Source organism: Maribacter litoralis (assembly GCF_003075045.1).
GTDB classification, from domain to species: domain Bacteria; phylum Bacteroidota; class Bacteroidia; order Flavobacteriales; family Flavobacteriaceae; genus Maribacter; species Maribacter litoralis.
Window position 1 is genome coordinate 383,406 of record NZ_QCZD01000001.1, and the last position, 23,834, is coordinate 407,239.

The window sequence follows — 23,834 nt, forward strand, 5'->3', positions numbered from 1 at the left end:
TTCATCACTTATGAAATTAGAATTATTTAGACTTAAACCTATCATGCTATTAAGACATATTCGTAGCACGGCGACAGTTTTGGTCGGGTTAGTATTATTTATCAGCTGTCAATCTACAGCTCAACAAGCAACATCAGACAATGCTTTATCCAAGCAAGAGAAAAGTATAATCAAAATTGCAAGTCACACTGCCCAAGGCAATTTATCTCAGCTCAAGGATGTTCTCCATGAAGGATTAGATCATAAGCTCACCGTAAATGAAGCTAAAGAGGTATTGGTTCATTTGTATGCCTATGCAGGATTTCCAAGAAGTATACGCGGTTTGCAAACACTTTTAGAAGTGCTGGAAGAAAGAACAGCTAAAGGTATAGAAGATGAGTGGGGACCAGAAGCCACAACCATTGATGATTCCCTAAGCAAATATGAACGAGGAAAGACTATTTTGGAAGAACTTATTGGTAGACCGTTGGATGGAAAACCAGCGTATCAAAAATTTTCACCCGAAATGGACAGGTTTCTTAAAGAGCATTTATTTGCGGATATTTTTGAGCGAGATGTACTTACCTATAAACAACGTGAACTAGTGACCATTTCGGTCATTGCAAGTTTGGGAAGTTTAGAGCCTATGCTAAGAAGCCACTTAAACCTTTCATTGAACGTGGGTTGGCTATCCGAACAATTGATAGAGTTTACCGAAATCTTAGTAAAAACTACAACTGAAGATAATGTTCTTGCAACAAAAACAGTACTTACAGAAGTATTGAAAAGTAGAACCGAATAAAACAGCCATGAAAAATACCGGATACTTTACTATCGCTATGTTACTGTTACTTTTGTCCGCATGCATGACGCCAAAAGAAAGTAAAAAAGAAGCTGAACTGTTCGAGAAAGGTACTAAAATAGAAAACATGAATTTTACGGGTACCGCTTGGCTAAATATGTTGGCAGCGCCGGACAGTTTAAATACTATGTATGCCGGTTTGGTTACTTTTGAACCCGCCGTACGTACTAATTGGCATTCACATCCGGCAGGGCAAATATTAATCGTAACCCATGGTAAAGGTTATTATCAAGAAGAAGGAAAGCCCAAACGTATATTAAGTATAGGAGAGACGATAAAGTGCTTACCGAATATAAAACACTGGCATGGTGCCGCTCCAAATTCAGAGTTTGCACATATTGCCATATCTGACCGCCAAAAAGGTGCTGCGGAATGGTTTCAACCCGTTACAGATGATGAATATCATAAATAACGTAAGTTGTCTATTCCCAATTATTAGCCCAATCTTTCCAAACCACATCAAGTCCTTGCGATTTTAGCATAGCGGTGATTTCTTCCGTGGGTCTTTCATCGGATATTTCAAACTGTTCTAAAGATTCGGGCGCAACTGCATACCCACCGGGATTGGTTTTGGACTCCGCACTAATTGAGGTGATACCTAAATTGACAATGTTATTTCTAAAGATTTCGCTTTCACGGGTAGAAATGGATAATTCAACATCTTCATCCAATAATCTGAAGGCACAGATGAGTTGCACCAGATCAGGATCGGTCATTTCAACCTTCGGTTCCAATCCGCCTGAATGTGGTCGTAATCTTGGGAAAGAAATGGAGTACTTTGTTTTCCAATACGTCTTCTGCAAATACTTTAAGTGCAATGCTGTAAAAAAGCTATCGGCTCGCCAATCTTCCAACCCAAATAAAGCTCCTAATCCAATTTTATGAATACCTGCTTTGCCTAAGCGATCGGGAGTATCCAGTCTAAAATCGAAATTGGATTTTTTACCCTTCGGATGGTGTTTTTTATACTCATCTCTATGATAGGTTTCTTGATATACCAATACTGCATATAGTCCGCTCTCTATCAATTGCTCATATTCATCTTGTAACAATGGTTGTACCTCTATGGTAATATTAGCAAACTGCGAACGAATCAATTGTAAGGCATTATCGATATAATCAACGCCAACTGTTCTATTTGCCTCCCCAGTTACCAATAGAATATGGTCATAGCCTTTAGATTTTATATAATCTACTTCCTTTAAGATTTCGGCATTCGTTAGCGTTCTTCTTGGAATTTTGTTCGTCATGCTAAAGCCGCAATAGGTACAAATATTCTGGCATTCGTTGCTCAAGTACATGGGCGAATACATTTGTATGGTATTCCCAAATCTCTTTTTTGTCAATTGACGGCTTAGCTGTGCCATTTGCTCCAAATACGGTTTGGCAGCTGGTGAAATCAATGCTTTAAAATCCTCTAGGTCTCTTTTCGTATTGCCCAATGCCCGTAATACATCGTGCTCCGTTTTAGAGAAAATACTCTGTAAGGTTTGGTCCCAATTATAGGTATCGAAAATGTCTTTAAAACTGCCCATATACGCTAATTCAAAAAACTGGTTAACGGACTACTGGCTTCCGCTTTTTTGTGGACTACCGGAGCTAATTTTGCTTCATACGCCATTCTGCCCGCGGCTACCGCCATTTTAAACGCTTTACCCATTTCAACGGGATTCTGGGAAACAGCTATCGCCGTGTTGACCAACACTGCATCTGCACCTAACTCCATCGCATAAGCAGCATGTGATGGCGCACCAATACCGGCATCTACAATTACGGGCACATTGCTTTGGTCAATGATAATTTCTAAAAACTCTTGGGTTTTTAAGCCCTTGTTACTTCCTATAGGGGCACCCAATGGCATTACACATTGTGTTCCTACTTCTTCCAGACGTTTGCACAACACGGGATCCGCATGTATGTATGGCATCACAACAAATCCTAACTTCACCAATTCTTCGGCTGCTTTAAGGGTTTCAATAGGGTCGGGGAGTAGGTATTTTGGATCCGGATGAATTTCTAATTTCACCCAATTGGTCTCTAAAGCCTCACGAGATAACTGCGCTGCAAATACCGCTTCCTTTGCCGTACGCACTCCCGATGTATTGGGCAACAAATTGATATGTGCATGGTCTAAATGCCGTAAAATATCATCTTGACTATCTTCAACATCTACACGTTTTAACGCCACTGTTACCAACTCGCTCTCAGAAGCCAATATAGCTTCTTTCATTACGATAGATGAACTGAATTTTCCTGTTCCCGTAAACAATCTGGAGTTAAAATTTTTATCCGCTATCTGTAACATCTTATTTTCTTTTTTCTTCGGATATCCATCGCTGCTCGTCAAGTGGACCTCCATTAATCAATTTTTTAAATTCTGATATTGTATTGAAATTCCGTGTTATTTCACCCGATACGGCAATACCATGAACACCGGTTTTCATTATTTCTGTAACATCGTCTATAACAATACCACCTATAGCAATAACCGGTATTTCTGCTTTCAGTTCTTCCAATATGCTCAAGTAACCGTTTAAGCCCAAAACAGGACTCAAATTTTCCTTAGTCTCTGTAAATCGAAAAGGGCCCAGACCTATATAATCCACTTTCTTATCGATTAAAGTTTCACAATCTTCGAGGGTATTGGCAGTGCCGCCTATAATCTGCCAAGAAGAAAGTTCTTTTCTAGCTACAGTTGGGCACGTATCTGTTTTACCCAAATGAACACCATCTGCCTTTACCGCTGCAGCAATCTTATAAAAATCGTTGATTATCAATCTAGTTTGATATTTCTCAGTGATTTCCCTTGCTTTTTTTGCCGTTTCCCATACCACCTTACCAGGTAATTTTTTAAGGCGTAACTGTACCAATTCCGCTCCTGCCGTACAGGCTTTTTGTATATGGTCTAAATGCTCTTGTGGCGTTTTGCCTTGTGATATATAATGTAATGGTGGAATCATATAATTTCTTTAACTTAAATGTCTTTTGCTGTATTTCTTAGCGATATTTTTCGCTGTTCGTTCCATGATCGTTCATATTGTTTCTGTATTTTCAAAAAGCTTTTTATCGGATTTTCCATATTCCAAATTCCGCCTAAAATGCCAATACCCTTATAACCTAATCGCACGGTTTCCGGTATGGTCTTATCGGTAATACCGCCCATACCCACTATGAATTTGTCAATAGCGTTGACGTCGAAACCTTTGCCTTCATATCCTTGTTTAGAGATGGATGAAAATACAGGACTCAGCAAATGGTAATCAAATTCGAACTCGCATGCTTCCAATACTTTTGGATTGTGAAAAGAGGAGCTTATGGTTTTACCATACATATCGAACTTTTTAAAATACTGCCCAGGGTTATCAATATGATCTATTCGCTTTTGCTCTTGAAAATGCAATCCTTTTAGATTGTAACTATTTATCAGTGTATGATGTAAGTGCACCACAATTCTATCATGGTATTTTTTATCGATACCATCTAAGTAATCACAATGTTCTTGATAGTCTTTAAATGGTTTCCTCAAATGATAATACTCCAAGCCCTCTTGAAACAGCTCATGTAAAATGGCTATCTCATTGGGTATATCTTTTTCCGGTGCTATTACTACAATCATTTGTTTTGGTTTATGCGGTTAGCAGTTCTATTTTCTTTAACCTCCTTGTGTAGCCCTAATAATCAGTACCTCATCATTTTCGGTTAACGTTTTATTTCCCCATGTTGCTTTAGAGACGATGTTTTCATTTACGGCAACTGCTATACCGTTCACAGAAATGTCCAGTTCTTTAATGATTTCCTCTAGCGTAGTAGTTTCTGCTATTTTCTTAGGGGCGTCGTTTACTTTTATGTGTATCATCTGCTTCATTAATTAATCAAAAATGCAAAACGCAACATTGATATGGATTTCGGTGTAAACAGAAAGAATTGATCTAATGGATTGAAAAACGGAAAGTTCAGGGGGGTGATCCTGTTAACTTTTCCCTACGTTGATCTTAATCAAATCAGGTTCTAAGGATATTTCTCAAACTATGAAATAGCTACTCCTAAAGTTTACATCGCTAAATTAAGAATTTGATGTGAGATATGATTCTGAAAGTAGTATTGATTGATTATTTAATTAGGGTTTAACACGAAATCTAAATACGATACATTATAAAATACTTTTATATATGAGTATTTTATGACATAAAACAATTCATCCTCAATAAATTACAATTCGGTAATTCTCAATTTAATGTTATCTTGATTCCATATAGGTTTGCATCATCAATCAAACGGACAGCATCGAAACATGGAAAATACTAAACCAAAAACCAGTAAGAAAAAACAGATTTTCAGAATCATATTATTTACAAGTACATTCATATCGTTATGGTTTGTACCGTGGATTTTAGTGAAAGCATGGATTTTACCATTACCGAATACGGTACAAGAGCAAGTAGATCAAACCTTAGGTTACGGATTTGACGGTGTCATTGTCTACGTTGATGAAGCTGGTAAGCCACCGGCATTCTATACCGCAGGTTATCACGATAGCGCAAAACAAATACCTGCCAAACCAAATGCCTTATTCAAAATTGCTAGTATTAGTAAGTTGTATGTCGCTGTTGCCATTACAAGATTAGCTAATGAAAATCGTATCTCTTTAGATAAACGGCTCACCGATTATTTTCCTGAGCTTTCGAGTAGAATTGAAAATGCCGATAAAATTACGTTGAGAATGATGGTACAGCACCGAAGCGGTATTCCCAATTTCACCGACAATCCTGAGTATTGGAAAAACCAACCGAACACCAATGTAGATGTGCTTAAATATGCATTGGATTTACCAGCCAACTTTGAACCCAACAAAGATTATGGCTATTCCAATACCAATTATTTACTACTCTCCAGAATTATAGAAAAAGTTACTGGTGGAAGCCGACAAGATTATTTCAAAAAGGAAATCTTAATACCACTTGGACTCAACAATACGTACGGGTCTATCAACGAAGTAAATATCGAAGATGTTATGAGTGGTTATTATGTAGGAATAGATAAAGACTTTAAAAACGAGGATAACGGTATGATGTTGGCTACCGCAGAAGATGTTGGTAAATTCTTAAGAGCATTGAACGACGGCTCTTTACTTAATGAACAGGAAATGGAAATGTACAGCTCACTTTATGAATTTAATCATGGAGGCTTGGCTGCTGGTTACCAATGTCTGGCAGAATACCATAAAGATATTGATGCCGTGGTCGTGCAATTTATGAATACGACAGATTTTGAAGGCTATCAATGGAATTTATTAGAAATAACCCATAACAGAGTGGTTAAAATACTACGTAAAGGAAAATAGCTAAAAAACTTTTAACTAACTTATAATTAAATACATACGTAAACTTGTAACAAGTATAGTTTTACATCGTCTTACAGGCAAATCATCAATCAATCAATCAAATCAGTATGAAAGTTTTAGTGGTCGGCGCCAGTGGTGCCACAGGTAGCCAATTGGTAGCGCAACTTCTTTTGCAACAACACTTTGTAAAAGTTATTGTACGTTCTTCCCATAAGCTCCCTGAATCATGGAAGAACAATGAGCATCTACAAATTATAACAGCTAGCATTCTTGACCTAAGCGAAAATGAAATGCGGGTAATAGTAAATGATTGCGATGCAGTGGCATCGTGCCTAGGGCATAATTTAACCTGGAAAGGTATTTACGGGCAACCCAGAAAATTGGTTACCGATGCTACAAAACGCCTATGTGATGCCATAAAATCAAATAAATTAGAACGCACTACAAAGTTTGTTCTGATGAATACGACCGGGAATCGAAATCGTGATTTGAACGAACGTATTTCTTTTGCACAAAAATTTGTTATTGGTCTGCTTCGCCTATTACTTCCGCCTCATGTAGATAATGAAAAGGCAGCAGATTATCTACGCACCCATATTGGTCAGAATAACAGAGTCGTTGAATGGGTAGCTGTTAGACCAGACGGATTAATAAATGAAGACCAGGTTAGTGATTATGAAATTTTTCCTTCACCTACACGCAGCGCCATATTTAATGCCGGTAAAGTGAGCCGTATTAATGTTGCCCATTTTATGGCTGATTTAATCAATAACCATAGTTTATGGAATAAGTGGAAGGGGCAAATGCCGGTTATCTATAGTTCATCGCAAGGCAATTAATTAAACAACATAAAAGTAAGATGAAAAGATTTATAAAACAGTTAGAAAAACAACATTCTGGCAAGAAGGTGCTGGTGCTTTTTTTACTCACCAATATCGTTTATGCGTATATGCTGTTAGTGACCATTCCCGCAACGATGGCCTTCTCGAACGGATTGCCATTATTGGATATGATGCCCGCAGGATATGATATTGAGGTTGTAAACACTCTTTTTCATACTCTAGGAGATATTGGTCGCCAAACGTATCTTACCAAACAACTTCCTGTAGATATGATCTATCCATTACTCTTTGCTATTTCCTATGCAGCAGTACTGGCATATTTCCTCACGAAACTACCTAAATTGAACCATAATTACTTATACCTGTGTCTATTGCCTATAATTGCCGGTATAGCAGATTATATTGAAAACATCGGTATTATTTCCATGCTGAATGCTTTCCCAACCGTTACAGAAACTTCTGTACATATCACAAGCTTATTTTCAGTTATTAAAAGTAGTACTACCACTATTTATTTTTTAATTTTAATAGTCGTCTTGATTATACTTGGTTTACGTAGGTTGAAATCTAGAAGCAAAAATTAGCAGCATTAGCAAAACCCAACAACTATCAGTAGGAGGGAAGCACTAGCCATAAGAACATATATTTATCCTAAAAAGGCTAAAAAGAGTAAGTACATTACTGTAATTTTGTAATTCAGTTACGTTACAAATATTCAAAAGCTTGCTAGAAAAAAAAAGACAATTACCCCTAAAACAATTAACAGATGAAGACCATTTCATTTACTGTTTAGAAGGTGTCGATGATATAGAAACTGAACAACTTACCGAAGCACAACAAAGCTTGGAACAACTCGCCATAAAATTTGGCATTGCAAGTATCTACAAAACGTGCGATACTATAGAAGGACTTGAAGATAGCCTAAACGCATTGGTGTTAGATGATCATAATTTTAAGGATTATGAGATTATTTATTTAGTAATGCATGGCGAAGCAAATAGTATCTGCTTAAACGACTACTACTATACACTACAGGAAATTGCAGAAATCTTTGAAGGTCGCTTAAAAGGCAAAATCCTGCATTTTTCAAATGCAAAAATTCTTGACCCAGACGAAGAAGAAGCCCAGTACTTTTTAGATATTACAAACGCCAAAGCCGTTTCTGGCTACGGAAATGCTTTTAATGGCGTAAGCAGTGCAAATCTTGATAAAGCATTCTTTAACTTGTTTAGAGAAGATGATGATATGTTTGAGGTCGTAGAAGAGCTGCACCAAAGGCATTACAATGTCTGTAAAATGTTGGATTTTAGATTGTATTATTAGAGTTGACGATAGCAACAAGTGTATACACACTAATTTTTCTTTATTCTCAGTTTGCTTTTGTTATCATTAACTAGGGTGATTATTTTACTTGGGTATTTGTTAAAGAAAAGTATTTTTGCTTTATGGAAGACCAGTTACAGTTACTAAGACAACATTTTGAAGAAATCGTTTCTTTAACTGATGAGGAGTGGAATTTTGTACAATCGCACTTCGAATTTAAAAGTCTTAAAAAACACCAATTCTTAATACAATTAGGGCAACCTGTAGACTTTGAATATTGGATTATTAAAGGCTTGGTAAAAGCGTATTCCATAGACGAAAAAGGCAAAGAACATATTCTTCAATTTGCTATGGAAAACTATTGGGTGAGCGACCATTATGCTTTTCAACATCAAGAACCAGGTACTATTTTTGTGGATTGTCTTGAAGATTCCGAGTTTTTCTGTTTGTCTTTAGAGAACAGGGAAAAAATTTGTTTTGAAGTCCCTGCCGTTGCCAACTTTTTCAGAATTAAATCGAATCACGGTTACATCAATCTACAGCAAAGAATCTTGTCTTTGCTTACAATGACCGCAGAAAGTAGGTATGAGTACCTATTAAACAAACTTCCGAAATTAATACAACGCGTTCCTAAAAAATTAATCGCTTCCTATTTAGGCGTATCCAGAGAGACTTTAAGTCGTTTTAACAGTTAAAAGTGACCTAAATCACTTTTCAATATTGATATACATCACAAAAAATCCGTGATGTATGTCCTCGCACACCCCTTTGTTTTCATAGAATTTTGTATCGAACAATTAAATACAATGTACTATGAAAACTACAACAATACAGGGCTCCCAAACGGTAGCCAAAAAGAAGAGTCTACCAGCAGCATTATGGGCATTGACCATAAGTGCATTTGCCATAGGAACAACGGAATTTGTAATTGTAGGTTTATTATCTACCGTTGCAAGTGACCTAGGCACATCATTAACATCAGCAGGATTATTAGTAAGTCTGTACGCCATTGGTGTTGCCATTGGAGCACCTATTTTAACTGCCTTAACAGGTAAAATTCCAAGAAAACAATTATTAATGGGTATTATGTTACTATTTATAATTGGTAACGGATTAGCAGCTATCTCACCAAGTTTTGAGTTGTTGCTTTTATCAAGAGTTGTAACAGGTTTTGCACACGGTGTATTTTTCTCTATCGGTTCTACTATTGCTGCAAGTTTAGTACCAAAAGACAAAAGGGCAACTGCCATTTCTATAATGTTTGCAGGTCTAACGGTAGCCATTGTAACCGGTGTGCCTTTAGGAACATATATCGGTCAGAATTTTGGATGGAGAGCTACTTTTATTGGTGTTGCTTTATTAGGATTAGTAGGTGCAATAGCTAGTTTGGCTTTGGTTCCTAAAAACATCAAACAATCGGCTCCATTACGACTTATAGATCAATTAAAAGTGATTAAGAATCCGTCTATTTTATTGGTATTAGCCATTACCGCATTTGGTTATGGTGGTACGTTTGTCACTTTTACCTACTTAACTCCGCTGTTAGAAGAAGTGACTGGTTTCTCTTCAGATATGACTAGTGTATTTCTTTTAATTTATGGTATTGCCATCGCGATTGGGAATATCATTGGTGGTAAAGTCTCTAACAACAAACCAGGCAAAGCCTTATTGGTTATGTTTGCTTTACAAGCCATAGTATTGTTTGTGTTATACTTCACCGCTTCTAGTCAGATTTTTGCTATAGTAACCTTGTTTTTTATGGGAATATTAGCCTTTTCAAACGTACCTGCATTGCAATTATACGTGGTGAAAATGGCTGAAAAATACTTACCAGGAACCGAAGATGTAGCATCTGCCTTAAACATTGCAGCTTTTAACGTTGGTATTGCCATTGGCGCTTATGTAGGCGGAATGGTTGTAGAATCAAGCTTAGGTATTGAAGCGACTCCTTGGGTAGGTGGTATTCTAGTAATTGTGGGATTCTTGTTAACCTTAGTTTTATTCAGAAAGGAAAAAATATAATACGAATAGGTACATACATAATTAAAGGCATTTCTTAATGCTAAATAATTCATCAGGTGTTTTAACAGATACCTGATGAATTTAAAAAACACACTATGAATCCATTTGATAAACTATACAAACCAGGTAAAATGACACTTGGTATAGAGTTTCCTTTAGATAACGATTGGTCAACCGAAGGAAATTGCAAACGCTTGGAAGATAACAGACCTTTCGGAGTTCCAGATATCTCCAATCATTTAGCCTTAGCACAACAAATTGACGAAGCAGGATTCGCAGCCTTATGGATGCGAGATGTTCCGGTGTACGACCCTAACTTTGGTGATGGTGCACAATTATTCGATACGCTTCCATATTTGGGCTATTTATCTGCAGCTACCAAAAACATTTTGTTGGGTACAGCTGCCATAGTATTACCATTACAACAACCTATAAAATTAGCGAAAGCTGCTGCTACCATAGAAAATTTAAGTGATGGCAGACTATTGTTAGGCTTGGGTTTGGGAGACAGACCTGTGGAGTTCCCAATGTATAATATCGACTATAAAAAAAGGCCTGAAATCTTTAGACAAAATCTTGATATCATCAAAGAAGCTTGGAAAACAAATAGCAATTTAAAATCTAAATATGATTTTTTAACTAGTGGTATTGAAGTCTATCCTAAACCGAAAAAAAATATTCCGCTTGTAGTAGCAGGTCATTCCGGACAAAGTATCAATTGGATCGCAAAAAACGCACAAGCTTGGTTTAACTACCCAAGACCTGTTGCCGAAACTTTGGAAAACAGAAAATACTGGTGTAATGCGTTGTATGATGAAGATCAAGCAGCAAAACCTTATATTTCGGCTATACATTTAAACCTATCAAAAGACGACAATGCAACTTTTAAACCACAGCGTTTTGGAGGTACGGTAGGCATTAATCATCTTACCGAATATTTAAAGTCCTATGAAAATGTAGGAGTCAACCATATGGCTATCAACCTAAGAAAGTCTGAAACTCCCGTAAGTGAGGCTATTGCTAAAATTGAGGAGGTTGTGTTACCGGAGTTTTAATCTGTATAAAATATATTACTAAATAATATTTAAGTTATTTTAAATGACCGTCTACATTTACATAGTTACTATAATATTCCACGTTATGTAACTTTGCTTTGGGGAAAAGCTTTTTACAACTCAAATTTTATTTAATTTTTTTCTTCACGCATGTTTTTTTAAAAATATAATGGAATACCCTTTTCCCGAAGCGACGATAGGAGTGAAGTAGTCATGCCTGCCTACGAGCAGGCAATTATATGAAATGGGATGAATAGTACTATTTAGATATCCTTTATAGATGTGAAAATTTTACCAAAACCATATTATTTCTATTTTATTGAACATAGTTCACAATTTTCATCGTGATTTATTGTTATAATCCGACCAAGCTTACTGAGAAATGATAATTTATCTTAGAATAGCTAGGTTCATACCCTTGTTTGGATTTAATTATTTAAACGCTATTTTTATTCGAGAGTTTTCTTTACAAGTAATAAAATTAATATGAGATTATATCTACCTGTTATTTCAAATTTCAAAGCAGATTTATTTTTGCTATTAACGTTTATGATATTTATTTCTTCGTGCACCAAAGAAGATGAAGAGCCTAGTGCCGTGGCTTGTTTGAACATACTTGAAAGCACTATCTATGCAGGAGAAACGATTGAAATTCAAAATTGTTCTGAAAATGCTAATGAATTTACATATACACTCAATGGCACTAATATAGAGCTAGAAGAACTCCAATCTAGAAAACATAACCCAGGAAATTATACTCTGGTTTTAGAGGCTGTTGGAAATAATGGGAAACCTAGTCTTTATAACACAGAATTTATTGTTCGTCCGTGGTATGAGTCATATTATTATCCAGAGGAATTTAATTCAAATACGAGGCTATTGAGCTTTGGAAATAATCCGGTCCGTGAAAAATTGTATGCCATATATAGAGACTTTGATGCTGAAAAATACTATTACGCTGAAATATCGGAGAACTTAGAAATTTCAAAACTAGAGATTAACAGTAATCAAAAAAATGCATATAGAGCAATATGTAGTTTTGAAGATGACGGTGTAGTTTATATTGATTTAATAGATGTAACGGCTGTAACAATAGAGAGAAACAATCATAGCTTAAATGTTGCTACTGGTTTTTCTGAACCCCCATCTATCGAGTTGGTTAATTATGATTTTGACATAGGATATACAACACTTGATGGTATTGAGTATTCGGTTGGGGCAAATTTTGAAAATAGCGATGGTAATAGAAAATATATCCCCGCCATTAATAAATTTGAAAACGGTAGAGCTACCACAATCAAAGAATTTGATTTTGGGGAGAAAAGCGGCGTAATAGGAAATATTATACCTCATAAAGGTGGATATTTAGCATATTCCAGCTCTTTTGATTTATTGTGGGATACCGACGTATTTGATGTTCTTAACCAAAAAACCATATTGCTCGAATTAGATACCAATTTTAATCTTATTAAATCGATTGAATTATCTCAATTAGGAGAAAATTTATACGGCAATATGGCATCTTATAATGCTCCATTTCATCTGTTAAGATTACCCGACGATAAAATTTTAGTTTATGGAATGAGCTCATTGCGTATTCTTGATAATGACCTAAATATAGTAAGAGAAGAATTATTAGAAGGTAACTCCTTACAAGCCGTACTTCTTTTTGATGACGCCATTGTATTATCTACTTATAAATTTATTAAAAAATTAGACTATAATGGTGACTTAATTGCCGAATTTGATTACAATCATGGTTCTGTACATGGCATATTTCCTTACAAAGGAAATATTATTTTTATGTCTAATCTGTCATATCACTTGACTGCCGACCCATTTTTAGGGACTTTCTTTATAGGAACGCTTGACAAAGACCTCAACTTAATTCTTCCAACTCAATAAAGTTTATTCTTGCCGGTTTCTGTGAATTTTGCTTATTCGTATCGTTAAATTTTAAAAGATTCTCAATCTTTTAAAATATTCCGTTTATACGAGCCGACGCTAGGAGGGGAATGTAATGTTTGTGGAATGGAATATTATTTGAAAATTATCGTTCTATAAATCAATTGCCTTAATCTTTAAATAAATTAATGAATTATGAATCGATATTTTTTTATTTTCCTAACCGTCTTTTTAATTGGTTTTTATGGAAATGCTCAAACCAAAGCTCAAAATAAAACGCTTAAAAAATTTTCAAAGACGTATAAGGTTGGAAAAGTACAAGATGGCGTTTTTTCAATTCAAACCAAAAAAGATAAATTATATGGTTTAGCCACTATTGATGGTGAAATTCTTATTGAACCCAAATTTAAATGGATATCTAATCAAAACAAAGCGGGACATTACATTACCGCTATGCAAAGAAGAACCAGCGGTAATGATGGTGGTGGTTCATTTCTTCTTGGTTTAAGAGACCTTGCTATCTATAATAAACTAGGTAAGGAAGTTAATGTTGATAATTTGGATGGTATAGAATTGCTAAATAGAGGAGGAGGAGAATATGAAGATGATTACTTGCGTACGTTTAAAAATTCTTCAGGAAAGATGGGTCTTCTTAACGGTTCCGGAAAAATTGTAATTGAACCTAAATATGATTTTATTGGTTCCCCTAATAGCATGGGGCTCGGATACTTGTTTGATAATAACGCCTATGGTATTTATAATTTGAAAAATAATACTTTCGGACCTCTTAGCTATACACTACCAAATAGTAGTCATGATATAAAAAATGGCCTCAGTTTTAAAGGAGCTAATCAACCTGCTTTAGGGTGGGTAATTCAAAACGGTTATGCGATTACCAGCAAAGACGGCACTAATTTCGGCTTGCTTAATTATAATACTGGAGACATGGTATATCCCGAAGAATACGGCTACAAATTTGAGCAAAAACAGGTGAACTATGTAGACGAAAATAATACTATAGCAAAAGCTGTTCTAATAAAAGCAAAAAATACGGATAGATGTTCTTTATATGATTCTAGAACAAATACCATTTTTTTTGATGGTACAGGTTTTGATGATGTTTGGTTTTTTAGCCCAAAAGATTCTGTAGAATGGGCTTCAGTAAGTAAAGGATATAAAAAAAATCTTTATAACATTAAAACAAAGACTTTTTTAAAAAATGAATTTCAGGAAGGCATATTCCTAATATCTAAAGATGTAGCTGGAATAAAAGATAATGATGGTATTAAAATGTACTCGCTTACAAAGAACGACTATCTGAATGATGAACATTATGACGATATAGTATTGGTTCCGTCTGCAAAAATAGGAAGCCGCTATAACGTTATTAAAGGTCCTGATTTTTATTTTAGTGTTAAAAGAGGTAAAAAATATGGTGTAGTAGATGAATTTGGTTTTGAACTTACAAAAATTATCTACGATAATTCTCCAACAATTAGAAGAGGTATTATAAGTGAAGATAAGACCAAACTTCTTGAAGATTGTATTATTCTTGACTCTTCACAAAGTTTTAATACTGGTGGAAAACGGTGGTCCGAATCAAGGCGTTCTGTGTTAAATGTGCAAACAGGTACCCTGGTACTAGAAAAAGCTCATGATATACTATATGATGGAGAATACCTTATAAGGGTTGAACATGAAAGAGACCCTGTTACAAACGTACTTGTAAAATACTATACTGCTTTTACCCCAGAAGGGAGCAAAGTGTCAGAAGACAGAGCTTATAAATTATAAATTTACTAACAACGTAACACAAATTGTCTCGATGAAGTTTGTTAGAACATAAGGGCGTGGTTACAACTGACCCAAAATTTCAGATATACTAAATCTCTAAAATTTATGTCCTATTTTACATTATATTGGAACACCTAAAAAAAAGCTTTAAACAAAACGAGAAGTTGCAAGGGCTAAGAAATTATCTCGCTATGCCAGCGCACCGTCTCGCTCATATTTTAAAAGGTCTACCAGACCTTCCAAAATACCGCCGTTGGCTGTTGCGGCAAGCTGACGAGAATGCTGTAGAAAAAAATCTTGCACACATTTCCTCGAATACTAGAATTTTAAACAAATCTAAAAGGATAGCTTTTAAATTCGTGACAACTAAGATTAGCCAGTGGCTGATATTATTTAGTGGCGAGATGAGGCGGCTGACTTTAATTAGAATATAGTTGTACTTACCGTAGTTTCGTTTTTACATAATTACTTTGTTATAATTCTCCTGCGGGATTTATTACGTAACTATGTAAAAAAATAGCGTGGAAATGCGCTATACACGAAACTACTACAATTGTACTATAATGTTCTGCGTTATGTAACTTGAGCTTTGGTTAAAAGCGAAAGTTGTAACTACAGTTTCTTTAAAAAATTTATTCTAAAAAGTTTCTTCTGCAATGTTAATGGAACACTTTTTATGCGACGACGTAGGAGGGAAGCGTAATGTGTGTGGAATGATAATTTGTGTTAAAAACTTTATTCATTTTACGGTTTTCCCTCACAATAATTCCTACAATATTATGTAGATTTAAACTCTCCCTTAGTTAACATTTTTTAATTGAATAATGGCCTTGTCGATTAATTCGGCAAAGTCTATTGTTATAGTAATTCATAATAACCAAATATGATTAATAAACTTAAAATACATAAAACTGCTTCATACAAGGATGTGGTTGAAATTGAACCATCTGAAGTAAACTATTTTTATGGAAGTAATGGGACAGGTAAAACTTCATTAGGCAATGTAATAGATGATTGTAGTTCTTATGCAGATTGTTCATTAGATTGGGAATCAAGCTCAATTGAAACTTTAGTTTACAATAAGAATTTTGTTAACTCAAGCTTTAACCAAAGTAATGCAATTGAAGGGATTTTTACTTTAGGAAAGGATGAGACAGATACACAAACTTTTATTAAAGAATCTAATATTGAAATAGATAATTTAACTAAAAGTATTGATGGATTAAAAGAAGCTATTGAAAAGCAAGAGGAAATTTTTGATAAAAAGAAAAAAGAAACCATTAACAAAGCATGGCAAATTAAGCTTAAATATGAAGAATTTTTTAAACCTGCATATCAAGGATTTATGGGAAGTGGAGAAGCCTTTTTCAATAAGTGTGTTAGTGAAATTGGCAATACTTCTGTTTTATTGAGTGGAGATGATATTAAAGATAAATGCAAAAAAGTTTTTAATGATGATTTGAAGTCATTTAATCAAATTAATCAGTTTGAATATTCCGAACTACCTATTAAAGAAAATTCCAGAATTCTTTCAACAAAAATTATTGGAAAAGAAGATGTCGAAATTGGGAAGTTAATTAAAAAACTTGATAATAGTGACTGGATTAAAGACGGAGTGGATTACTTAAAAGTCACGAAAAATCAATGTCCTTTTTGTCAACAAGAAGTTAGTGAAAATTTGAAAAATGAAATAGAATCATTTTTTGATGAAACTTACGAGAATAATAAGATAGAATTAGATGATTTTATCCAAGAATATAAAAGGTATGTTAATGAACTTATTAAAAACGCCAAATCCATATTAACAGAAGACATAACTATTCTTGAATTTGATGATTTAAAAAATAAATTAGAGCTTTTAGAAGAACAGTTTAAGTCAAATGTTATTATACTTCAATCAAAACAAAAAACACCAAGCATTGAAATAGAATTAAAATCTTTAGAACCCGTTTTAAAAAATATTTCTAGCATTATTACAAAGTTTATAGAAGAAATTGAAACCAATAACAAGACCGTAAAAAATATTACTAAAGAAAAAGATGATTTAAAATCTGAAATATGGCAATTTGTATTAAATGAATTGTTGTTAGATATGAAAACTTATTCCAAAACTAAAGATAATGTAGATAAGGCAAAATTAGGAATGAATAAGTCTATAAAGGAAAAATCAGAAAAAAGGTTTGAGCTTCAAAAAGAAGTAAATAAAAAAGAATCAGAAATTACAAGTGTTCTTCCTACTGTAAAAGAAATAAATAATATACTTACGCTTTTTGGTTTTACAAATTTTAAACTAGATGAATCTGATAAAAAGGGATTTTATAAAATTGTAAGAGAAGATGGTTCAGAGGTGAATGAAACATTGAGCGAAGGGGAATATACATTCATTACTTTTTTATATTTCTACCATCTTTTAAAAGGAAGTAAAACTGAAACAGGAATAGCTGCAAATAAAGTAGTTGTAATTGATGACCCAATCTCTAGTTTAGATAGTAATATCTTGTTTGTTGTTAGCAATTTAATAAAAGAGGTTGTTGAAGATGTTAAGAAAGGTAATCATGGAGTAAAACAGATTTTTATTCTCACACATAATGTATACTTCTACAAAGAAGTAACATTTTTGGGAAGTCGGTATAGTCACTCAAACAAGGTCTCTTTTTGGATTGTTAGAAAATTAGATAATCAAACTAAAATAATTAAGCATCCAGAAAATCCCATTCAAACAACATATGAATTGCTATGGAGGGAATTAGACGATTTAGAAAACATCAATACAGCAACAATTTTCAATACTCTACGAAGAATTTTGGAATATTATTTCAATATACTGGGAGGATTAGATTATGAGGATGCGATTAGTAAATTTGAAGGAGAAGAACAAATAATTTTTAAATCTTTAGTATCCTGGATAAATGATGGCTCGCATTTCATTAATGATGATTTGGTTGTGTTTGTGGAACCAGAAAGTATTGAGAAATATTTAAAGGTCTTTAAAGACATTTTTAATAAAATGGGACATGAAAGTCATTATAATATGATGATGAGATTAAAAACTGAAGTAGCATGAAAAACGAAACTCAAATAAAATGCCCAAACTGTGGCACAACAATAGATGTACAAGATATTTTAGCACATCAATTAGAAGAAGAAATTAAGCAAAAATATCAAGCTCAAATTGCAGAAGAAAAGAAGAAATATGAAGCTGGACAAGTAAAGCTTAATGAAGAAAAAAGAGAGTTTGAAAAGAAGAAAAAACTGGAGAATGAATTATTTCAAGAACGTTTAGAAAATCAATTAAAGGAAGGTAAAAAAGAAATAGAGTATAGACTTAAGCTTAAATTAAAAGAAGAACAGTCAGAACAATTTGAAGCTCTATAAAAGGATTAAACGAAAAATCAGAACAAATTAAAGAGCTTAATAGAACTAAAGCAGAAATTGAAAAATTGAAGCGTGAGAAATCAGAGCTAAAAGAAATCGCAGAAGCTGAATCTCAAAAAAAATTAAATGAAATCCTAATTGCAGAAAAGGAGAAAATTAAGAAATCAGAAGAAGACAAAAATGAATTGCGTTTTAAAGAAATGCAAAAGCAATTAGAAGACCAAAAAAAGCTTACTGAAGAAATGAAGCGTAAGCAGGAGCAAGGTTCAATGCAACTACAAGGAGAAGTTCAAGAACTAGCAATAGAGGAGTGGTTAGCATCAAAGTTTCCACTAGATACAATTGAAGAAATAAAAAAAGGAGCTAGAGGAGGAGATTGTATCCAAATTGTGCACACAAGAACTGAACAAAACTGTGGGTCAATTTACTACGAAAGTAAAAGAACAAAAGATTTTCAACCAAGTTGGATTGAAAAATTTAAAGCAGATATAAGAGATAGAGGAGCAAACATAGGAGTTTTGGTAACAGAAGTAATGCCATCTGATATGGATAGAATGGGACTAAAAGATGGTATTTGGATTTGTAATTATGAAGAATTTAAAGGGCTTTGTTCAGTATTACGACATGGAATTTTGCAAGTCAATAATGCCATGATTACTCAAGAAAATAAAGGAGATAAAATGGATTTGCTTTATGATTATTTAACAAGTAGTACCTTCAGAATGCAAATAGAAGCTATTGTTGAAGAATTTACACAAATGAAATCAGATTTAGATAGTGAAAAACGTTCAATGCAAAGAATTTGGAAACAAAGAGAAAAGCAAATTGAAAAGGTTGTAACCAACACAATTGATATGTATGGTTCCATTAAAGGAATTGCTGGAAATGCGATACAAACCGTTAAAGCTTTAGAATTGCCAGGTGCTGATGATGAACTAGAATTAGGTTTATAATTTTCACATAAAATAGGTTGGTTCATTTTAGTATAAAGGAATACTTTTTATGCGACTACGTAGGAGGGAAGCATAATATACGTGGAATAACAATTGAAATATTTTTCTTATCTTTAAACCAATCGCTTAAAATTTAGTGATTAACTCTCCCATTAAGAAAGATAATAGCACAAGTTTTTATTAATACCCTCTATTGGGTATGTTTTGGTTTTAACAAAAGCCATAACATTGTTATTTGTATAACCCAACCAGCCAATTATGAAAAAAGTAACTTTTTTAACACTTATTTTTTTTTCACAGTTTAGTTTTTCACAGGTATTTACAAACAGTTCTGGCAATGGAATTTTTTATACTGAAAAAGCGAAACAATTTAAAGCGGAAACTAAGGTTTCCAAAAAAACAACTGAGGTTAATTTTCAATTAAATTCATTGTTAAATTTTAAAGACCCTATTAAATACTACAAAAGAAAAGGCAAGGATACAATATATACTGTTAAAACTTCATTCGGATGGCTATTAAAGTTAGGTATGACCAGTAGTGATAATTTTACACAGAAAATTAAAAACCCAGGTTTTAATATTGAGCTAGGAATATTAAAAGGGCTTGATAGTATAAATAGGAATGAGCTGAGAACTTGGGGTTATTCTTGGGGTTTGTCTACTAAATTGCAATATGACAATAAAAAAGTGCTATATGATATATCAAATCAAAGTATTTCATATGAATATCCATATACTTTCTCAGTAAACAGCCACTTTGAATTTTATTTGGCAAATATCGATGCTATAGGTATTGGATTAACATTTGGTTATGTTAACTCTACTAATTATAGCAGTTTGAAATCTTTTCAAAATATACCTATTGAATTTATCGATAATAATATAGCCTCAATTGGAGATGAAGTTGGAAAAATCGGTTCATTAAAAAGGACAAATAACCTATATATAAGTTTTGCTTTTCCAGTTTTTCCTTTTGAAAAACCTAATAGTAAAAGTAAAGAATTATCAAGGAATATTTTAGAAAGAATAGCATTAACACCTTATTTACACTACTTATTTTTAGATTCTAACACTCTTAATCCAGGTATTTCTGTATCATTAGTAAATCATGCCTTAAATAATTCAAGTTTTGAACCTTTATTTGATTCTGGTTTTAGCATTGGGATTGATTGGATTAGGAATGATGGAGATTGGTCTACTCCAATTTTTTTTCTTGGTGGAACTTTGTCGATAGATGGTATTATAGAAAGCATAAAAAAAGAGGATATTTAGCGCTAAATTCTTTTAATTCAAAACATTGTTGAATTTTAAAATCATTAAAAGAAATAATCTTAAAATCAACACATTAATGATGAATCGTAAAATTATTAACCAAAGGATTTCAACTTATACTATTGTTATTTTTATTTTAATAATAGAGGTTGGTTACAGCCAAAGAAAACCAATGGATATAAGTCAAGAGGTACTATTCTATTCTAGACTTTTTGACGAATATAAAAAAATTGATCGACTAACAACCATCACAAACGAAGTTACTAGTAATGCCAAACTCATACGTAATATTGTAAATGATGGTGTCTATGATGCCCTTAATGAGAAAGCATCTAAAGAAGCTGGAGTAGCATCTGGTATAATTGATGATTTATACAATCAATTTGAAAAGTTTGTAGATGACTATGAACTTCCTGATTTTGAGGACATCCCAGAGGCCAATAACATTATCAATCTGGACGGCCTATCAGCAAACGGTCAAAGAGAGATCATTAATTCATTTCTGACAGAGCTAACGAATGATGCCGTATATTATAATGGCAAGATCTCGGACTATGATGCGACTACACTTTATTTAAAAGGTATTGAGAATGCTGCTATAAAGGTGAAGATGGAAAATCATCATATTGCAAAGGCCATTATTAAGTACATGAAAAAAGGAGTGCCAATTCCTTGGCAAACCGCATGGAAATTTCATCAAATCTACGCGAAGCAACTGACCAGAATTAGAAATAAAATTAAAAGCAAACGAAAAAACTGGGAAGAGAAAGTAAAAAACCAACGGATTCGATTTAATAATTATAAAGCTAACATTGCAACACTTTTAAATCTCGAGCGTCAGTCGTTACAGGAAGAATACGATAATATAAAGGAGCAAGTAAAAGAATATCAACAAAACCTAAAGGAATTAAAGCTTGAGATAAAACGAATAAAGAGTTATGGCCAGGAACTCCAAGAATTAGAGCAAAGCATCAACTCAGAAAGTTTGCGATTAGAAAATTTAGAACGTACATCTAAAAACTATTCAAGTACAATTGGCAAGCTGTCAAGACGATTAACTCGAATTAAGAACTGGACTAGCTACAAACTTAAGTATAATGGTTGCAAAAATGGCTATGCGTATGATGAATGTACACATAATCCGGATAAAACTAAGTTTCGGAATAAGCGCAAAAAGACCATTAAAAAACTTGAAGGTGATATTAGTTATAACCAATCACAAAAAGGAAAAACGGATAGTCAGATAGTCAAAATTCATAATAATATTGAAGCAAAAAAAGCACGTGTGGCTTTTCTAAAAGAGGAATTGTTAAAACTACCAATTAAAGAAAGTGAATTAGAAGTATTGGAAAGAGAAATTGAGGACTTTTTTAAGCGTGTTGACGTATTCTTTACACTTAGGTTATTAAATGAAAATCAAAGAAATATAAACAAGATACTAGCGTTATGAAAAAATTAGTTGTTTGCGTTTTTATGGCTACACTCTATGCGTTTAATGGCTTTTGCCAAAGCATTGATCATGTATTTGCACCATCACTACCTTTGGATGTTTTGTCACAGATAGAGCAGAGAGTTGACATTTTTATGGAACTAAATCCAAAGTTTGTCGAATTCGATAAATCTATTTTTCCTGATAACTTTGAAAATTTCGAGGTCAATCTATTGTCATATTATGCAATTGAAGATTCGTTTCGCGATTTGTTTAATAAAGTTCCAGAAGAATCAGAGGTGTTAAGTGCTCTTATTTCAGATATGTTACTCGATAATGATGAAAAAGGAGTATCCAATACGAATGAGCAATTTGTAAAGTATATGACGCAGTTTCGGATAGATTTATTAAAAATTGAAGAGCGACTCAATCGTAATAATAGACTTGAGCTAGGTGTAACTAACCTCACTAATAAAACTAACAAAATAAAAAACCATATTACCATTAAATCCCCATATCCTAAGGTTGATAGTTGGAGCGCTATTATCGTTACCGATAAAATTAAGGCATTAACGCCACAATGCTGTGATTATTTTGAGTGGTATAACGACTATTTGTATTCAATAAATAATGCCGCTGATGAATCTATTGGAATGACAATTAAAACAAAACCAGTAGGTTCTAAGCTTAGAGATATTAAGAGCATTCCGAAAGATATAAGAACGACTTATTATAACGAGGTTATAGATTTAGTTATTTCAGATCGTAACAATGTATTGAAAATTTTGGATACTATTAGCGGAGAGCTATCTCGATATAATGGTTTAATTCATTCTGAAAATAAGCGTCTTAAGACTATTTATGAAAAAGACAAAGCAGCTTTCTTTGAGCTAAGAGATACATTTAAGGTACATATTTCCGAAAACATTGGGGAGACTAATGTAAAGATCGACAGTATAAACAAGGCTTTATGGAATCTGGCAACGAAAGTAAAAGGTTTAAATACTCAAATTTCTGTCGCTGCAGAAGACTACCAGGAATCTGATGCTCAGATTAAAATCAACGAAAAGATTATTAACACTAAAACGGAAGAGAACGATGACTTGGCGTCTGATATTCTAGCTTTACTAGATGACATTCAAATTTTAAATGTGGAAAAACGAGAACTATTAAAAAATTGTGAATCTGAAAAAGCTACTGAAACCTGTGTTTCCGACCCATCACGATTAAAAGAAATTCACGAAACAGTAAACAAGAAAATAGCGGAATTGGAAGACCTAGACGCTAAAAAAAATAGCAATATCAAGATTATATACACGAAAAATGAAGAAAACACAGCACTTCTAGAAAAATCGTTAATTAGCTATGAAAAATTTATCGAACTTCGAGATAAGTATAGACTTTTATTAAATTCCTATGCTATAGATGAGCCAGTAGCCAGAAAGGCTTTAAGCTTACTAACAAGAACTAAGTACTATTACGAAGGTATTCGAGAGAAATTTTTAGTAGGAATAGGAGAGAAGCTCTCTCTATTAGAAGAAAATCTTAATGATCTCTTAAAGCCTGTAATGGTAAAACCAGTTATTCAATTTCCTAAGTTGCCAGATACGCATCTTGAAAGGATTAATAATTTACAAATAGATAACTGGAAGTCCATAAGTATTTTTAATAACTAGGATAAA

At 33.6% G+C, this 23,834-nt stretch carries 22 protein-coding genes and 1 riboswitch; of the genes, 17 read left to right on the forward strand and 5 right to left on the reverse strand.

Features of this window, described 5'->3' with window-relative positions:
• Window positions 1–10 precede the first annotated feature (10 nt).
• Both DCS95_RS01820 and DCS95_RS01825 read left to right on the forward strand, forming a co-directional pair.
• Entirely contained in the window at window positions 11–781 is a 771-nt protein-coding gene (locus DCS95_RS01820; protein WP_244178358.1) for a carboxymuconolactone decarboxylase family protein, read from the forward strand.
• Between the two features lie 7 nt (window positions 782–788).
• A complete protein-coding gene (locus tag DCS95_RS01825; RefSeq protein WP_244178359.1) occupies window positions 789–1,253 on the forward strand; it encodes a cupin domain-containing protein in 465 nt (154 codons plus the stop codon).
• Window positions 1,254–1,263: 10 nt separating this feature from the next.
• On the opposite strand, the gene thiH is transcribed toward DCS95_RS01825, so the two are convergent.
• The 5 genes from thiH to thiS are packed head-to-tail and all read right to left on the reverse strand — an operon-like array spanning window position 1,264 to window position 4,697.
• Complete coding sequence (gene thiH, locus DCS95_RS01830) at window positions 1,264–2,376, reverse strand: 2-iminoacetate synthase ThiH (protein ID WP_116769138.1); 1,113 nt, start codon at window positions 2,374–2,376, stop codon at window positions 1,264–1,266.
• Window positions 2,377–2,381: 5 nt separating this feature from the next.
• Entirely contained in the window at window positions 2,382–3,200 is an 819-nt protein-coding gene (locus tag DCS95_RS01835; RefSeq protein WP_279629370.1) for a thiazole synthase, read from the reverse strand.
• On the reverse strand, window positions 3,148–3,801 hold the full coding sequence (gene thiE / locus DCS95_RS01840; RefSeq protein ID WP_116769140.1) for a thiamine phosphate synthase: 654 nt from the start codon (window positions 3,799–3,801) through the stop codon (window positions 3,148–3,150). The genes DCS95_RS01835 and thiE overlap by 53 nt, the downstream gene beginning before the upstream one ends.
• A 14-nt stretch (window positions 3,802–3,815) precedes the next feature.
• Window positions 3,816–4,457, reverse strand: coding sequence for a thiamine phosphate synthase (locus DCS95_RS01845; protein ID WP_116769141.1), 642 nt, complete (start codon window positions 4,455–4,457; stop codon window positions 3,816–3,818).
• Between the two features lie 36 nt (window positions 4,458–4,493).
• Complete coding sequence (gene thiS / locus DCS95_RS01850; RefSeq protein WP_036158226.1) at window positions 4,494–4,697, reverse strand: sulfur carrier protein ThiS; 204 nt, start codon at window positions 4,695–4,697, stop codon at window positions 4,494–4,496.
• A 105-nt stretch (window positions 4,698–4,802) separates the two neighbouring features.
• Window positions 4,803–4,896: riboswitch (TPP riboswitch) on the reverse strand.
• A 236-nt stretch (window positions 4,897–5,132) separates the two neighbouring features.
• On the opposite strand from thiS, the gene DCS95_RS01855 reads away from it, so the two are divergent.
• The 15 genes from DCS95_RS01855 (at window position 5,133) to DCS95_RS01925 (ending at window position 23,828) form a co-directional block, all read left to right on the forward strand.
• Window positions 5,133–6,182: a serine hydrolase domain-containing protein gene (locus DCS95_RS01855; protein ID WP_116769142.1), complete on the forward strand. Its 1,050-nt coding sequence runs from the start codon at window positions 5,133–5,135 to the stop codon at window positions 6,180–6,182.
• Between the two features lie 107 nt (window positions 6,183–6,289).
• A complete protein-coding gene (locus tag DCS95_RS01860) occupies window positions 6,290–7,021 on the forward strand; it encodes an NAD(P)-dependent oxidoreductase (protein WP_116769143.1) in 732 nt (243 codons plus the stop codon).
• Between the two features lie 20 nt (window positions 7,022–7,041).
• Window positions 7,042–7,608 carry a hypothetical protein gene (locus DCS95_RS01865; protein ID WP_116769144.1) on the forward strand — a complete coding sequence of 189 codons (567 nt, stop codon included), beginning with the start codon at window positions 7,042–7,044 and terminating at the stop codon, window positions 7,606–7,608.
• A 139-nt stretch (window positions 7,609–7,747) separates the two neighbouring features.
• Window positions 7,748–8,347: a DUF6642 family protein gene (locus DCS95_RS01870; protein ID WP_116769145.1), complete on the forward strand. Its 600-nt coding sequence runs from the start codon at window positions 7,748–7,750 to the stop codon at window positions 8,345–8,347.
• A 122-nt stretch (window positions 8,348–8,469) separates the two neighbouring features.
• On the forward strand, window positions 8,470–9,042 hold the full coding sequence (locus DCS95_RS01875; protein WP_116769146.1) for a Crp/Fnr family transcriptional regulator: 573 nt from the start codon (window positions 8,470–8,472) through the stop codon (window positions 9,040–9,042).
• Window positions 9,043–9,160: 118 nt separating this feature from the next.
• Window positions 9,161–10,369, forward strand: a complete 1,209-nt coding sequence (locus DCS95_RS01880; protein ID WP_116769147.1) for an MFS transporter — start codon at window positions 9,161–9,163, stop codon at window positions 10,367–10,369.
• 95 nt (window positions 10,370–10,464) lie between these two features.
• A complete protein-coding gene (locus DCS95_RS01885) occupies window positions 10,465–11,424 on the forward strand; it encodes a TIGR03571 family LLM class oxidoreductase (protein WP_116769148.1) in 960 nt (319 codons plus the stop codon).
• A 486-nt stretch (window positions 11,425–11,910) separates the two neighbouring features.
• Complete coding sequence (locus tag DCS95_RS01890) at window positions 11,911–13,329, forward strand: hypothetical protein (RefSeq protein ID WP_116769149.1); 1,419 nt, start codon at window positions 11,911–11,913, stop codon at window positions 13,327–13,329.
• A gap of 195 nt (window positions 13,330–13,524) precedes the next feature.
• Window positions 13,525–15,123 carry a WG repeat-containing protein gene (locus DCS95_RS01895; RefSeq protein ID WP_116769150.1) on the forward strand — a complete coding sequence of 533 codons (1,599 nt, stop codon included), beginning with the start codon at window positions 13,525–13,527 and terminating at the stop codon, window positions 15,121–15,123.
• Between the two features lie 883 nt (window positions 15,124–16,006).
• Window positions 16,007–18,187 (forward strand): AAA family ATPase, encoded by a 2,181-nt coding sequence (locus DCS95_RS01905; protein WP_116769152.1) that lies wholly within the window; start codon window positions 16,007–16,009, stop codon window positions 18,185–18,187.
• On the forward strand, window positions 18,184–18,498 hold the full coding sequence (locus tag DCS95_RS20625; protein ID WP_341865170.1) for a hypothetical protein: 315 nt from the start codon (window positions 18,184–18,186) through the stop codon (window positions 18,496–18,498). The genes DCS95_RS01905 and DCS95_RS20625 overlap by 4 nt, the downstream gene beginning before the upstream one ends.
• Window positions 18,499–18,563: 65 nt before the next feature.
• Complete coding sequence (locus DCS95_RS01910) at window positions 18,564–19,451, forward strand: DUF2130 domain-containing protein (protein ID WP_341865171.1); 888 nt, start codon at window positions 18,564–18,566, stop codon at window positions 19,449–19,451.
• Between the two features lie 258 nt (window positions 19,452–19,709).
• Window positions 19,710–20,723 carry a hypothetical protein gene (locus tag DCS95_RS01915; protein WP_116769153.1) on the forward strand — a complete coding sequence of 338 codons (1,014 nt, stop codon included), beginning with the start codon at window positions 19,710–19,712 and terminating at the stop codon, window positions 20,721–20,723.
• Window positions 20,724–20,799: 76 nt separating this feature from the next.
• Complete coding sequence (locus tag DCS95_RS01920; protein ID WP_116769154.1) at window positions 20,800–22,173, forward strand: hypothetical protein; 1,374 nt, start codon at window positions 20,800–20,802, stop codon at window positions 22,171–22,173.
• Window positions 22,170–23,828 carry a hypothetical protein gene (locus DCS95_RS01925; protein ID WP_164674102.1) on the forward strand — a complete coding sequence of 553 codons (1,659 nt, stop codon included), beginning with the start codon at window positions 22,170–22,172 and terminating at the stop codon, window positions 23,826–23,828. Before DCS95_RS01920 ends, DCS95_RS01925 begins: the two co-directional genes overlap by 4 nt.
• Window positions 23,829–23,834 lie beyond the last annotated feature (6 nt).

What these genes read in the sequence shown, in the direction of transcription:
- thiE (WP_116769140.1), bottom strand. Translation starts at nt 3,801, where the DNA reads ATGATTCCACCATTACATTATATATCACAAGGCAAAACGCCACAAGAG.
- DCS95_RS01885 (WP_116769148.1), top strand. Translation starts at nt 10,465, where the DNA reads ATGAATCCATTTGATAAACTATACAAACCAGGTAAAATGACACTTGGT.
- DCS95_RS01890 (WP_116769149.1), top strand. Translation starts at nt 11,911, where the DNA reads ATGAGATTATATCTACCTGTTATTTCAAATTTCAAAGCAGATTTATTT.
- thiH (WP_116769138.1), bottom strand. Translation starts at nt 2,376, where the DNA reads ATGGGCAGTTTTAAAGACATTTTCGATACCTATAATTGGGACCAAACC.
- DCS95_RS01835 (WP_279629370.1), bottom strand. Translation starts at nt 3,200, where the DNA reads ATGGAGGTCCACTTGACGAGCAGCGATGGATATCCGAAGAAAAAAGAA.
- DCS95_RS01915 (WP_116769153.1), top strand. Translation starts at nt 19,710, where the DNA reads ATGAAAAAAGTAACTTTTTTAACACTTATTTTTTTTTCACAGTTTAGT.
- DCS95_RS01905 (WP_116769152.1), top strand. Translation starts at nt 16,007, where the DNA reads ATGATTAATAAACTTAAAATACATAAAACTGCTTCATACAAGGATGTG.
- DCS95_RS01880 (WP_116769147.1), top strand. Translation starts at nt 9,161, where the DNA reads ATGAAAACTACAACAATACAGGGCTCCCAAACGGTAGCCAAAAAGAAG.
- DCS95_RS20625 (WP_341865170.1), top strand. Translation starts at nt 18,184, where the DNA reads ATGAAAAACGAAACTCAAATAAAATGCCCAAACTGTGGCACAACAATA.
- DCS95_RS01865 (WP_116769144.1), top strand. Translation starts at nt 7,042, where the DNA reads ATGAAAAGATTTATAAAACAGTTAGAAAAACAACATTCTGGCAAGAAG.
- DCS95_RS01875 (WP_116769146.1), top strand. Translation starts at nt 8,470, where the DNA reads ATGGAAGACCAGTTACAGTTACTAAGACAACATTTTGAAGAAATCGTT.
- DCS95_RS01820 (WP_244178358.1), top strand. Translation starts at nt 11, where the DNA reads ATGAAATTAGAATTATTTAGACTTAAACCTATCATGCTATTAAGACAT.
- thiS (WP_036158226.1), bottom strand. Translation starts at nt 4,697, where the DNA reads ATGATACACATAAAAGTAAACGACGCCCCTAAGAAAATAGCAGAAACT.
- DCS95_RS01925 (WP_164674102.1), top strand. Translation starts at nt 22,170, where the DNA reads ATGAAAAAATTAGTTGTTTGCGTTTTTATGGCTACACTCTATGCGTTT.
- DCS95_RS01860 (WP_116769143.1), top strand. Translation starts at nt 6,290, where the DNA reads ATGAAAGTTTTAGTGGTCGGCGCCAGTGGTGCCACAGGTAGCCAATTG.
- DCS95_RS01920 (WP_116769154.1), top strand. Translation starts at nt 20,800, where the DNA reads ATGATGAATCGTAAAATTATTAACCAAAGGATTTCAACTTATACTATT.
- DCS95_RS01825 (WP_244178359.1), top strand. Translation starts at nt 789, where the DNA reads ATGAAAAATACCGGATACTTTACTATCGCTATGTTACTGTTACTTTTG.
- DCS95_RS01855 (WP_116769142.1), top strand. Translation starts at nt 5,133, where the DNA reads ATGGAAAATACTAAACCAAAAACCAGTAAGAAAAAACAGATTTTCAGA.
- DCS95_RS01895 (WP_116769150.1), top strand. Translation starts at nt 13,525, where the DNA reads ATGAATCGATATTTTTTTATTTTCCTAACCGTCTTTTTAATTGGTTTT.
- DCS95_RS01845 (WP_116769141.1), bottom strand. Translation starts at nt 4,457, where the DNA reads ATGATTGTAGTAATAGCACCGGAAAAAGATATACCCAATGAGATAGCC.